This window comes from Ornithinimicrobium sp. (genome assembly GCF_030537745.1).
Classification (GTDB): Bacteria; Actinomycetota; Actinomycetes; order Actinomycetales; family Dermatophilaceae; genus Ornithinicoccus.
In genome coordinates this window covers 1-12,699 of sequence record NZ_JAUNVI010000017.1, presented here as the reverse complement: position 1 = coordinate 12,699, position 12,699 = coordinate 1, and the positions used below count along the sequence as shown (strand labels likewise).

Genomic DNA, 12,699 nt, shown 5'->3' with positions numbered 1-12,699 from the left:
CAACGGGGTGTCCATGGTGGCTCCACGGTAGCGCTCCGGCTCGACATACTCTGGGATGCCGCTGCCCCGACCGAAGGTGACCCCGATGAACTCCCGCCGTGCCCTCGCCGGACTGCTCGCGATCTTGCCCCTCGCCGCGCTGTTGCTGCTCGTGCCGGTCCTGCCGCCGCCCGAGCGCGTCCCCACGCACTGGTCGGGTCGGGGGCCGGACGGCTGGTCCACCGGAGCGGGATTCCTGACGGTGATCTTCACCACCGCGGTTCTGGCCGCGCTGGCCGCCGCCGCCGCGGCGCTGTTGCAGCGCGCCATCCCGCAGGCGTGGTCGCGGTGGATGGTCGCGGTGACGGCGGCGATGGGGTGGGGCGCGGTCGCGGTCTACTTGGTCACCGTCTGGAGGGTGGGTCTGGACGGGCCGGACGCCGTCGGTGACGGATGGGCCATCGCCGGGGTCCTGCTGGGGCTGCTCGGGGGTGCGGTGGCGTATGTCGTGCATGGCCGCGTCGTCCCGTCTGTCGAAGAGGCGGTGGGCCTGGTGCCGGAACGCTCACGAGTGCGGCCCGTCCGGGGGCGGGCGGTGCGTCCTGTCGAGCGCTGGAGCACGTCGATCGAGTCGCGGACGATGGCTGGGATCGGGTGGGGAGTGCTCTTCATCTTTATGGCGATCAGCGCCTGGATGATCGCTTCCGGCGAGAGCCCCTGGCTGATCGCGGTGATGGTGGTCACGGGAGTGCTGGCGGGTGGGCTGGCGCTCTCGTGGGCCGCCGTCGTGGTCACGGTGGACGCTGGCGGCCTGACGATCCGGTCCAGGATCTTGGGGTTGCGGATCTGGCGGGTCTTGGCCGGGCAGGTCGTTGGCGTCACGGTGGCCGAGCTCGACCCGATGAAGTGGGGCGGGATCGGGCTGCGCATGCTTCCTGACCGCACCGCCTACATCGTCGGCGCCGGAGGGGTTGGCATGGTGATCTACAAGAGGGACGGGCGCCGCTTCGCGCTGCAGGTCACGCAGGGTGATGCTGCGGCGCGAGCGGGCGCCCGGACCTTGTTGCAGGCTGCCGGTCAGCGACTGGGGGAGACCGCCTCCGGCTGAGCCAGATGGCGCTCCAGCTTGGCGCCCTCGACGTCGACGTCCGGCAGGATCCGGTCTAGCCAGCGTGGGATCCACCAGGCCTTCTCGCCGAGCAGCGACATGACCGCAGGGGTCAGCGTCATCCGCACCAGGAAGGCATCGACGAGGACGCCGATCGCCAGCCCTAGGCCCATCGGGCGCACCATCGTCAGATGCGCCCAGATGAAGCCGGCGAACACCGAGATCATGATGATGGCTGCGGCGGTGACCACGCGGGCACTGTGATTGAAGCCGGTCACGACCGCGGTCCGTGCGTCCTTGCCGTGGACGTGTTCCTCGCGCATCGCCGAGACCAGGAACACCTGATAGTCCATCGCCAGCCCGAACAGGATGCCGATGAGCAGGATGGGCAGGAAGGACAGGATCGGCCCGGCCTCGTTGACTCCGAAGAACCACGAGAGGTGGCCAAGTTGATAGACCGCCACGACCGCGCCGAACGCCGCCAGGATGCTGAGCAGGAAACCAGCCGTGGCTAGCAGGGGGATCACGACCGACCGGAAGACCAGCAGCATCAGGATCAGCGAGAGTCCGACCACGACAAAGAGGTAGAGAGGTAGGGCGTCCGCGAGCGTCCCGGAGATGTCGATGTTGGCCACGGTTTGACCGGTCAGGCCGACGGTGGCGCCGTGATCCGTGCCGATCTGCTCGGCGGCGGTCCCAAGGCGGTCGACGAGCGCGACGGTCGAGGCTTCGGCCGGGCCTCCCTCCGGCTGCACCTGGAAAGCCAGGACGTCCCTGGCATCGTTGACCCCTGCCGGCAGCACTCGCACCACGCCGTCGACCGCGGCGAGGTCCTCGGCGATGTCGGCCTGAGCCTCGAGGAGTGCGGTCTGGCCCGCGGCCACGGGCTTATCAAGCTCCGCCACGGCGATGATCGGGCCGTTAGCGCCGGCCCCGAACGCGTCGCGGATGGTGTCATAGGTCTGGTATGCCGTCGAGCCGGCTGGCTCGGAGCTGCCGTCGGGCAGGCCCAGACGCAGCGCCCCGGTCGGGTAGCCAAGGCCGGCGACGATGGCCAGGACGGCCAGGATCGAGAGCCAGGGCCGGCGTTGCACGATGGCGGCCCAGCCGTGGGAGGAGTGGTCTTTGCGGGCCTGCTGCGCGAGCGCCTCCTCGTCCACTCCTTCGGTGAGGGCGAGGCGGGCCTTCTTGGGGAGCACCCGCAGGCCCATGACGGAGAGCAGGGCGGGGGTCAGGGTGAGCGCGACCAGCACCGAGACGGCGACGGTCGCGGACGCGACCAAGCCCATCACCCCGAGGAAGGGGATCCCGGTCAGGGTCAGGGCAGCGAGAGCGACGATCACCGTCAGGCCAGCGAAGGTGACGGCGTTGCCGGACGTGCCGACCGCGAGCGCGATGGACTCGCGGATCGGCATACCCCTGCGCAGCTGCTCACGGTGCCGGTTGATGAGGAACAGTGAGTAGTCGATCCCGACGGCGAGCCCCAGCATGAGGGCAAGAACAGGGGTGATCGACTGCATGTTGTAGAGCGAGGACAGAGCCAGCGCGCCGGTCAGGCCGACCCCGACGCCGATCAACGCCATGAGGATCGGCAACCCGGCGGCCAGGAAGGTGCCCAGCATGATCAGCAGCACCACCCCGGCCACCCCGATCCCGATCACCTCGCCCGGGCCGAGCAGGCTGGACAGGTCGTCGGTGATCTCCTTGCTGAAGTCGACGGTGATCCCCTGGCTCTCCAGGTCGTTGCCGATCTGCTGGATAGTCGAGGTCGTCTCCGGCGGGATGACGCCATCGCCGCCCTGGACCGAGAGCTGGGTCATCGCGACCGTCCGGTCCGCAGTGACCAGACGTAGACCGTCGGTCAGATCAGCCATCCGCTGGCCGGCGGCGAGATCCTTCTCGCCCGCAGCGAGTTGGTCGCGCCCGTCGGCCAGCTCCGCCTCGCCGGTCTTGATCTTGGCGCGGTTCTCCTCCAGCGCCTTCTCGCCTGCTTCGAGCTGAGCCTGGGCGGTGTCGAACTGCTCCTGGCCGCTGGCGAGCTGTGCCTCACCGGCCTCGAGCTGGGCACGGGAGGCATCGAGCTGGGTCTGGCCGGCAGCTGCCTCCTGCTGACCGGCGTCGATCTGGGCCTGACCAGCGGCGATCTCGGCGCGGGCCTGGGCCTCCTGCTGCGGCGGCACCTGGCCGGCCGCGACCCCTGCCTCCAGTTGGCTGCGCTGGGTGTTGAGCGCCCCCTGCGCGGCGTCGAGCTGAGCCAGCTGTGAGGTGAGCTGGGCCTGGCCAGCCTCCAGCTCCTCGCGTCCGGCACGCAACTGGGCCCGCGAGTCCTCCAGTTGGGTGCGGGAGGACTCGAGCTGGGCGCGACCGTCCTCGAGCTGCTTCTCACCCTCTGCCAGCTGCTTCTTGCCGTCGGCGAGCTTCTTCTCTCCGTCGGCGACCTTGTCCTTGGCGTCCGCGAGCTGATCGCGTCCGTCGGCCAGGTCCTGCTGGCTGGAGTCCAGTGCGGCTTGCGCCTCGAACGGGTCGGTCGCGCTTACGCCGGCAAGGGTGCCCCACTCCTTGACCGCGCCAGCGATCGCGTCTTCCTGGGCCTGCGTGAACGGCGCAGCACTGGTGAAAACGATGCTGCCGGTGGTGCCTGCTGCTTCGGGGATCTGCGTCTTGAGCGTCTCGAGCACGGTCTCGAACCGGCTGCCCGGGATGGAGAACTCGTTGGACAGCGGCTTGGCAAAACTCAGGGTGCCGGCGACGGTGAGCGTCAGCAGCGCCACCCAGGCGATGATCACGCTGAGGCGGCGATGGGCGCACCAGCGCCCGAGGCGGTGCAGAAGGGTGGCCACGAGGTGGTCCTTTCCAAAAGGTCTGTGATGGTGCGGGTGAGGGGATGAGTGGGGACGTGGGTCAGGTGGGGATGCGCCAGCCTTGCGCGAGATAGCTCAGCGCGTGGTCTAGGTGCCCGGTGAAGGAGCGAAGGTCGGCGGGACGCAGCACGGTGCGTCCGCCCAGTCCCGCGAGCCACGCCTGCTCGGCGGCGGCGAAGGTGCCCATCACCCCGGCGGCGAGGGTCGCGACATACAGCGGATCGGTGCGCGCGGGCAACATCACCTCGAGTTCGCCCTCGAGCCACGCTGCGAGGTCGGCCCAGACCGCACGCTCGACCAGGACCGAGGCTTCGCTGGTGCTCTGATGGCAGTTCAGTGCGGCGAGCCACCCGAGGAAGTCCGCCGGGATCGCGTCGTGCGCAACGAGTGCGCGCACGGCCTCGATCGGGTCCCGGCGTAGCAGCTCCAGGTCGAGAGCTTCGACCATCACCGCAGCATGAGAGGTGAAGACCTCGCTGATCACCGCGGGGATGCTGCCGAAGTAGTTGAAGAAGGTGCGCCGGGAGATCCCGGCCTCCTCGGCCAGCTGCTCGACGGTCACCTCCTCCAGCGGAGACTGCTCGGCGAGGTGGCGGAGCGCGGCAGTGATGGACTCCCGGGTACGCGTCTTGTTGAGCTCACGCCGGCCCAGGATCTGCTGCACGCGACGAGCCTAAATCAAAGGTTGCACACCATGCAAATCTGCACCATGTGCATTTGCGCATTCGGAGTCTTGGGCTGACTCACCTTCAGGGCGCCGGGTGGACGGGATCCCGACGGATGCGGCGGGACCGTTGCACCTGGCCCAGCATGTCGAGGCTGAGGATCACCAGCGCGACCCACACCATCGCAAAACCCGCCCAGCGGGTGAGCGGCACCGTCTCGCCCAGCAGGAAGACACCGGTCAACAGTTGCAGGATGGGCGTCAGGAACTGCAGCAGCCCCACCGTCGACAGTGGGATCCGCGACGCGGCCGCAGCGAAGAAGAGCAAGGGCACGGCGGTGGCGACCCCGGTCGAGAGGAGCAGCAACATATGGCCGGTCCCGTACCCGACGAAGGTGGTCTCTTCGTGGACGGACAACCAGACCAGGATGCCGATCCCGACCGGCAGGATCATCAGTGACTCACCAGCCAGCGACTGCAGCGCCGACAGCGAGATCCCCAGGCGGTTCTTGAGCAGGCTGTAGGTCCCGAAAGAGAACGCCAGGATCAAGGAGATCCAGGGCGGGGTGCCGTAGTCGAAGGTGAGATAGATCGCCGCCACGGTGCCGATGACGACGGCGACCCACTGCATACGCCGCAGCTTTTCGCCCAGGATGACCACCCCGAGTGCCACCGTGACCAGGGGGTTGAGGAAGTAGCCCAGCGCGGCCTCGGTGACGTGTCCGGAGATGACCGCCCAGATATAGACGCCCCAGTTGGTGGCGATCAGGACCCCAGCGAGGGTGACGCCGGCGAGCCGCTTGGGGTGGCGGACAAGGGTGACCAGCCACTTCAGGTCGCGGGTGATCAGCAGGATGCCGCCGCACAGGACCAGGGTCCACACGATCCGGTGGGCCAGGATCTCCCACGGGCCGGCGGGGTGAAGTGCGTTGAAGTAGAGCGGGAAGGCTCCCCAGATCAGGTAGGCCAGGAAGCCGTAGATCGTGCCTTCCTGGTGCCGGGACGCCTTGGTCACTCGGCGAAGGCCCGTTCACCCTCGTCCGCGAGAGCGTTGCCCGCAGCGGCTGTCGGTCCGTCGGTCTGCTCGCCGTCGAGGGTCTGCTCGACCTGCCCCGGGCGGGTGCCGTCTACCGTCCACGTGTTGGCGCCGCGGAGCAACTGGGCGAGGTCGTCCTCGTCGGCGGGGCCGCCGTGCTCCTGGACGGCTCCCTGGACCTGCGCGCGCACGGCGTCGTCGTAGGTCGGGCGGGTCACGTTACGGAAGATGCCCATCGGCATGTGCGACATGGTCGGGTCGTCCAGGCGGGAGATCGCGAACGCCACCGACGGGTCAGGGTCGCTCGGGTCATGGATCACGACGTGGGCCGGGTCGGCCTCGCTCTCGGGCACGACGAGCAGGTGGCCGTTGTCGTCGCGGACCACGATCCGGGCGTGCTCGCCGGTGCCGACGCGGATTGGCTCTCCGGCGTGCAGATGCGCGATGCGCGCGGTCGACTCGTCCTTGTCCTTGAGCAGCTGGAAGGCGCCGTCGTTGAAGATCGGGCAGTTCTGGAAGATCTCCACCAGCGAGGTGCCCCGGTGCTCTGCGGCGGCGCGCAGGATCTGGGTGAGGTGCGCGCGGTCAGAGTCCATCGTGCGGGCCACGAAGGTGGCCTCGGCGCCGAGCGCGAGGGAGACCGGTGTGAAGGGATGGTCGATGGAGCCCAGCGGGGTCGACTTGGTGATCGCGCCCTGATGTGAGGTGGGGGAGTACTGGCCCTTGGTGAGGCCGTAAATCTTGTTGTTGAACAGCAGGATCGTCAGGTTGACGTTGCGCCGCATGGCGTGGATGAGGTGGTTGCCGCCGATCGACAGCGCGTCGCCGTCGCCGGTGATGACCCAGACCGACAGATCCTCCCGTGCGGTGGCCAGGCCGGTCGCGATGGCTGGGGCGCGCCCGTGGATCGAGTGCATGCCATAGGTGTCGAGGTAATAGGGGAAGCGACTGGAGCAGCCGATGCCCGAGATGAAGACAATGTTTTCGCGCTTGAGCCCTAGGTCGGGCAGGAAGCCTTGGACTGCCGCGAGCACGGCGTAGTCGCCGCAGCCGGGGCACCAGCGGACCTCCTGGTCGGAGGTGAAGTCCTTCTTGGTGAGCTTCTCGCCCTCGGGCAGGGTCGGGACGCGACCGGTGCCGGGGTCGGATTCGGCGGGCGAGCCGGTGGACTCGGCGCGCGACGGCATACCCAGATCGGTGCTGCTGCTCATGCAATCTCCTCGATGTCGAGGTCCAGGAGGTGTTCGTGGATGACCTGGGCCAGCTCGACGGCCTTGAAGGGGAGGCCGCGGACGGCCGTGTGGCTGCGAATGTCGACGAGATACTTGCCGCGCAGCAGGAGCGCGAGCTGGCCGAGGTTCATCTCGGGCAGGACGACGCGGTCGTAGCGGCGCAGCAGGGTGGGCAGGTCGGCGGGCAACGGGTTGAGGTGTCGCAGGTGGAGCCGGGCAACCTTGGCGCCCGTGGCGCGGACCAGGCGGGTCGCTGCCGCGATCGGGCCGTACGTCGAGCCCCAGCCCAGCACCAGGACCCGGGCGTCACCGCTCGGGTCGTCCACCTCCAGCCGGGGTAGCGAGTCGGCGATCCGGTCGATCTTGGCCTGGCGGAGCCGGACCATCTTGTCGTGGTTGTCGGGGTCGTAGGAGATGTTGCCGGTGATGTCGGCCTTCTCGATGCCCCCGAGCCGGTGCTCCAGGCCCGGAGTGCCGGGGACCGCCCAGGGCCGGGCCAGCGTGTCCGGGTCGCGGACGTAGGCGTGGAAGACCGGCTTGCCGTCCTTGTCCACGTCGTTGAGCTCGGTGGTCTGCTCGACGTGGATCGTGGTCAGGTCACCGACGTCCGGGATCCGCCAGGGCTCCGAGCCGTTGGCCAGGTAGCCGTCGGAGAGGAGGATGACCGGCGTGCGGTAGGTCGTCGCGATCCGGATGGCCTCGAACGCCGCGTCGAAGCAGTCCGAGGGGGACTGCGCCGCGATGACCGCTACGGGCGACTCGCCGTTGCGGCCGTAGAGGGCCTGCAGCAGGTCAGACTGCTCGGTCTTGGTGGGCAGGCCGGTCGACGGACCACCACGCTGGACATCGATGATGACCAACGGCAGCTCGGTCGAGACCGCCAGCCCGATCGTCTCCGCCTTCAACGCGAGTCCTGGGCCTGAGGTGGCCGTGACGCCGAGGCGACCGCCGAAGGAGGCGCCCAGCGCCATCCCGACCGCGGCGATCTCGTCCTCTGCCTGCAGCGTGGTCACGCCGTGGGCCTTGAGGGCGGAGAGCTGGTGGAGGATGTCGGAAGCCGGGGTGATCGGGTAGGAACCAAACACGAGCGGCAGGTCGACCCGGTGGGAGGCGGCCACGAGCCCCATCGCGAGGGCCTGGTTGCCGGTGATGGTGCGGTAGGTGCCCGCTGGCATCGGGGCGGGCGCCACCTCGTAGCGGACCGCGAAGTCCTCGGTCGTCTCGCCGTACGCGTGGCCGGTGCGCAACGCCACCAGGTTGGCCTCGAGCACCTCGGGAGCGTTGGTGAACTTGGCGCGCAGGAACGCTTCGGTGCCGGCCGTGTCGCGGGAGTAGAGCCAGGAGAGCAGCCCGAGCGCGAGCATGTTCTTGGCGCGCTGCTTGTCCTTGCGGGTCAGGCCGAAGTCCGCCAGCGCCTCGACCGTCATGCTCGTCAGCGGGAGCGCGTGCAGGTGGAAACCCTGGCCGGTCAGCGACTCGTCTTCCAACGGGTTGGACTCGTAGCCGACCTTGGCCAGGTTGCGCTTGGTGAACTCGTCGGCGTCCGCGATGATCGTCGCCCCGGCGGGCAGGTCGCGCAGGTTGGCCTTGAGGGCCGCGGGGTTCATCGCGACGAGGACGTCCGGGGCGTCCCCCGGGGTGGCGATGGTGTGGTCGGCGAATTGGACTTGGAAGCTAGAGACACCAGGCAGAGTCCCCTGCGGAGCGCGGATCTCGGCGGGGAAGTTGGGAAGGGTAGACAGATCGTTGCCGAGGGCTGCCGCGTCCGAGGTGAACCGGTCACCGGTGAGCTGCATGCCGTCGCCGGAATCGCCGGCGAAACGGATGACGACGCGGTCGAGTTTGGTGAGGATCGTAGACGACATATTGACCCAATCCTACGCCTGCGTAGGTTGCAGATCCAACCAGGTCAGGGTATATGTCCCCAGGTTTCGCGATGGGCGCAACGGTGCAAGGTGGCCACGCCGGGTGCGGTCAGTCCGTGTGGCGGATGCAGCGGGTCGCCCATGGCCGCGCCTCGAGACGGCCCTCGGGGATGGCCTCCCCACACACCTCGCACACGCCATACCCGCCCTCGTCGAGGCGATCGAGGGCGTGGCGCACCTGTTGCAGGATCGTGCCCAGGTTGTCGTGTGCAGAAACCGACGTCAACCGGTCGACAGCCATCGCGGTGCCGTCCCCGACCCGTTTGCCGAACGAGATGCTGCCCTGGTCCTCCACGGGTCGACTCAGGCTCGTCATCTGCTCCTTCACCTGCGCCGCCTTGGCCTCTAGTGCCGCTCTGACCTGCTCGCTCATCTCGACAGCATCCCACGACGGACTACCCGCCCACCGGGCCGACGAAACGGGCGATGGTTGACTGGGGCCATGCGCATCATGACTGTCTGCCTCGGCAACATCTGCCGCTCACCAGCCGCGGAGGCGGTGCTCGTCCGCCAGGTGGAGGAAGCCGGCCTGGACGACATCGACGTGAGCTCGACGGGCACCGGCGACTATCACATCGGCTCCCGACCGCACCCCGAGTCGATCGCCGAGGGGGAGCGTCGGGGCTACACCTTCGCCACCCGTGCGGCGCAATTCGTGCCGTCGATGTTCGAGGATGTCGACCTCATCGTGGTCATGGATTCCTCCAACGAAGCAGATCTGCTGGCCCTGGCCCGCACTCCCCAGGACGAGGCCAAGGTGATCCGGCTCGGGGCGTTCGCCAGCGACGCCGCAACTGGCGTGCGGGACGTGCCGGACCCGTGGGGCCTGCCCAGGGAGGCTTATGTGTCCATGTACGACCAGGTCGAAGACGCGGTCGCCGGGCTGGTCCAGGCCCTCACCGACGGCACGGCGGGGGAGATCGTGGCTGCCCACCGCGTGCTGCGTTGAGGCCGTGGTGACCGTCACGGGGCCACCGCGGCAGATCACGACCGCCGATGGCCGAGCTGCGTTCCGCAAGACCTCACCACACGCGCCGCCGCTCTTTTTCGCTCGAGAGGTGGCTGGCCTGAGGGCACTCGCCGGGGCCGGTGCCCGGGTGCCCGAAGTGCTCGACGCTCCAGAGGACCAGATCACTCTCGCCTGGATCGAGCGTGGCGAGCACCGGACCGCGCTGACCGAAGAGCGCTTCGGCCAAGAGTTGGCCGCGCTCCATCGGAGCACGGGCTCGCGCTACGGCTCGGTCGACGGTGAGCCGACGGGCTACCTCGGAGATTGCCCGGTGGACCTCACGCCGAGCGACACCTGGGAGGAGGCCTGGATCGAGCGGCGCCTCATCCCGCTCGCGCGCCAGGCGGCCGACGCGGGTGCGATCGACCCGGGCACGGCGGCGCTGGTCGAGCAGCTCAGCGCCGAGCACCTGGGGCCGGTCGAAGCGCCGACGCTCGTCCACGGCGATCTGTGGGCGGGCAACCGGATCATCGATCGCCTCGGCCACGAGTGGTTGATCGACCCGTGCGCGCAGTACGGCCACCGCGAGGTCGACCTGGCAATGATGCAGCTCTTCGGCGGCTTCAGCGGACGGGCCCTATCGGCCTACGCTGAGGCTTATCCGCTGTCGGTGGGGTGGACGGAGCGGATCGCGCTCTACCAGAGCGTCCCGCTGCTGGTGCACGCGCTGCTGTTCGGCGGCGGGTATGGCGTGCAGGCGGGAGCCGCGCTGCGCGAGGCGGTCAGGTGAGCAGCGCCGGGGGGCCCCGCTCGGACGAAGAGGTCCCCGCTTATCTCGACGCTCTCGGGTTGCCTGGTCTGGCAGACGTGCACGTGCACTTCCACCCCGACCGGTTGATGGCCAGGATCTGGGCCTTCTTCGACGAGGGGGAGCGTCACTACGGCGTCCCCTGGCCGATCCACTACCGGACCTCCCAGGAGGAGCGGCTCCATACCCTCTCGGGGCTGGGGATCCGTCGCGTGCCGGCGCTGACCTATGCCCACAAGCCGGGGATGGCCGCGGGGCTCAACGGGTGGTGCGCCAAGCTCGCCGACACGCATCCGCAGGTGCTGCGGTGCGCCACGCTCTACCCCGAGCCGGGAGTGACGGAGTATGTCGAGGCGGCCGTCCGGGGCGGTGTGCAGCTGGTCAAGGTGCACGTGACGGTCTCGGACCTCCTGCCAGACGACCCGCAGCTCGACGGGGCATGGGCCTCGCTGTCGGCGGCGCGGGTGCCGGTGGTGATCCATGCAGGACACGGGCCCCGGGCGGGGCGCTTCACCGGCCCGGAGTCGATCGTGCGGCTGCTGGCGGATCACCCGGACCTGACCCTGGTGATCGCCCACATGGGCATGCCGGACTACGACGCCTTCGCCGACCTGGTCGAGCGCTATGAGCGCGTGCACCTAGACACCACCATGGTCGGCACCGACTTTATGGAGCGGGTCGCGCCGGTCCCGCGCCGCTTCCTGAGCAGGCTGGTCGAGCTGCAGGGCCGGGTGCTGCTCGGCTCGGATTTTCCCAACATCCCCTACCCCTACGCCCATCAGCTCCAGGCCCTGCACCGGTGGGAGCTGGGCGAGGACTGGCTGCGGGACGTGCTCTGGCGCAACGGCGAGCGGTTGCTCGACCAGGCCAACCCCTCCCACCGGGCGGTCGCCGCCGACACACCGGGCGGTCGTTCTTGCCAGACCACCCCTAGGGTGTCGACATGAGCTCCCGATTCCTTGATCTCGCGGACCCGATGTTCGATGTCACCAGCGCGGTCGTGCACGAGGCTCGGGAGGAGTCCTTCTGGGCGCGGACCAGTTACGGGTATGCCGTTCTTCGGCACGCCGAGGTGACGGCTCTGCTCAAGGATCGAAGGTTCCGTCAGGGCAGCGCGCAGTGGCCGGCGCAGAACGGGATCCACTCGGGGATGTTCAGCCAGTGGTGGGACGACACCCTCCTTTCGCTCGAGGGCAAAGACCATCTGCGGGTCCGACGACTCCTCAATCCAGCGTTCAAGCAAGGGGTGATCGCGCAGATGGTGCCGGGCTTCGCCGAGCTGGCCAATGAGCTCGTGGACAGCTTCAGCGAGCGCGGATCGGTCGAGTTCGTCAAGGAGTTTGCCGAGCCCTATGCCTCCAGGGTGCTCTGCCGATTGTTGGGGTTGCCCGAGAGCGAGTGGGATCACGTCGCGCATTGGGCTGACGACCTCGGCAAGTGCTTCGGGGTGCGGATCAAGGATGACCTGCCGCGGATCGAGGCTGCCCTCGAAGGTCTCTATGGCTACTGCGACGCCGTCGTAAAGGACCGGTCGGCCAACCCCAGAGATGACTTGGTGACCTCGCTGGTGCAGCACCAGGAAGCTGGCGCACTGACCTCCGAAGAGCTCTCGGTGGCACTGGTCTTCCTGGTCTTCGCAGGTATGGAGACCACGCGCAACCAGCTGACCCTGGCTCTGCAGACGCTGCTGGCCCACCCCGACCAGTGGCGGCTGCTCGGCGAGCGGCCCGACCTCGGCCGCAACGCGGTCGAGGAAGTCATGCGGGTTAACCCGACCGTTACCTGGATCACGCGCGAGGCGCTCGAGGACGTCGATCTGGGCGACGGGCTCGAACTGCGGTCCGGTGAGATCGTCCAGGTTCTCTCCCACAGCGCCGGCACCGACCCTCGCGCACAGCCAGACCCCTCCTTTGACATCGAGGTCGAGCACCCGATGCACATGGGCTTCGGCGGGGGCGTGCACCATTGCCTTGGCCACTGGGTGGCCCGCATGGACATGGCGGTGGCGCTGCCGATCCTGGCGGCACGGATGCCCGATGCGCACCACGACGGCCCCGGCCGGTGGCTGCCGGTGTCGGGCAACACCGGGGCCGTCAACTACCCGATCTCCTTCACGCCCACCCCGCGCCTGGCCTGA

General features: G+C 68.7%; 11 protein-coding genes. 5 read left to right on the top strand and 6 right to left on the bottom strand.

What is annotated here, in order from left to right; all coding sequences use genetic code 11:
- The first annotated feature begins 85 nt into the window (after nucleotides 1-85).
- On the top strand, nucleotides 86-1,087 hold the full coding sequence (locus tag Q4P07_RS05585) for a hypothetical protein (RefSeq protein ID WP_303373912.1): 1,002 nt from the start codon (nucleotides 86-88) through the stop codon (nucleotides 1,085-1,087).
- On the opposite strand, the gene Q4P07_RS05580 is transcribed toward Q4P07_RS05585, so the two are convergent.
- The 6 genes from Q4P07_RS05580 to Q4P07_RS05555 all read right to left on the bottom strand — a co-directional run bounded on the left by Q4P07_RS05580 (nucleotide 1,057) and on the right by Q4P07_RS05555 (nucleotide 9,178).
- A complete protein-coding gene (locus Q4P07_RS05580) occupies nucleotides 1,057-3,927 on the bottom strand; it encodes an MMPL family transporter (protein WP_303373911.1) in 2,871 nt (956 codons plus the stop codon). The two genes, Q4P07_RS05585 and Q4P07_RS05580, sit on opposite strands and share 31 nt — an antisense overlap.
- Before the next feature lie 61 nt (nucleotides 3,928-3,988).
- On the bottom strand, nucleotides 3,989-4,612 hold the full coding sequence (locus Q4P07_RS05575) for a TetR/AcrR family transcriptional regulator (protein WP_303373910.1): 624 nt from the start codon (nucleotides 4,610-4,612) through the stop codon (nucleotides 3,989-3,991).
- Nucleotides 4,613-4,697: 85 nt separating this feature from the next.
- Complete coding sequence (rarD, locus tag Q4P07_RS05570) at nucleotides 4,698-5,627, bottom strand: EamA family transporter RarD (RefSeq protein ID WP_303373909.1); 930 nt, start codon at nucleotides 5,625-5,627, stop codon at nucleotides 4,698-4,700.
- On the bottom strand, nucleotides 5,624-6,859 hold the full coding sequence (locus tag Q4P07_RS05565; protein ID WP_303373908.1) for a 2-oxoacid:ferredoxin oxidoreductase subunit beta: 1,236 nt from the start codon (nucleotides 6,857-6,859) through the stop codon (nucleotides 5,624-5,626). The genes rarD and Q4P07_RS05565 overlap by 4 nt, the downstream gene beginning before the upstream one ends.
- On the bottom strand, nucleotides 6,856-8,745 hold the full coding sequence (locus Q4P07_RS05560; protein ID WP_303373907.1) for a 2-oxoacid:acceptor oxidoreductase subunit alpha: 1,890 nt from the start codon (nucleotides 8,743-8,745) through the stop codon (nucleotides 6,856-6,858). Before Q4P07_RS05560 ends, Q4P07_RS05565 begins: the two co-directional genes overlap by 4 nt.
- A gap of 109 nt (nucleotides 8,746-8,854) precedes the next feature.
- A complete protein-coding gene (locus Q4P07_RS05555) occupies nucleotides 8,855-9,178 on the bottom strand; it encodes a TraR/DksA C4-type zinc finger protein (protein WP_303373906.1) in 324 nt (107 codons plus the stop codon).
- Between the two features lie 69 nt (nucleotides 9,179-9,247).
- Between Q4P07_RS05555 and Q4P07_RS05550 the strand changes: the two genes are divergently transcribed.
- From Q4P07_RS05550 to Q4P07_RS05535, 4 genes are read left to right on the top strand one after another with little or no spacing between them, the layout of a single operon-like run.
- Nucleotides 9,248-9,754 carry a low molecular weight protein-tyrosine-phosphatase gene (locus Q4P07_RS05550; protein ID WP_303373905.1) on the top strand — a complete coding sequence of 169 codons (507 nt, stop codon included), beginning with the start codon at nucleotides 9,248-9,250 and terminating at the stop codon, nucleotides 9,752-9,754.
- Nucleotides 9,648-10,544: a fructosamine kinase family protein gene (locus tag Q4P07_RS05545; protein WP_303373904.1), complete on the top strand. Its 897-nt coding sequence runs from the start codon at nucleotides 9,648-9,650 to the stop codon at nucleotides 10,542-10,544. The genes Q4P07_RS05550 and Q4P07_RS05545 overlap by 107 nt, the downstream gene beginning before the upstream one ends.
- Nucleotides 10,541-11,509, top strand: coding sequence for an amidohydrolase family protein (locus tag Q4P07_RS05540; protein ID WP_303373903.1), 969 nt, complete (start codon nucleotides 10,541-10,543; stop codon nucleotides 11,507-11,509). Before Q4P07_RS05545 ends, Q4P07_RS05540 begins: the two co-directional genes overlap by 4 nt.
- Nucleotides 11,506-12,699 carry a cytochrome P450 gene (locus Q4P07_RS05535; RefSeq protein ID WP_303373902.1) on the top strand — a complete coding sequence of 398 codons (1,194 nt, stop codon included), beginning with the start codon at nucleotides 11,506-11,508 and terminating at the stop codon, nucleotides 12,697-12,699. The genes Q4P07_RS05540 and Q4P07_RS05535 overlap by 4 nt, the downstream gene beginning before the upstream one ends.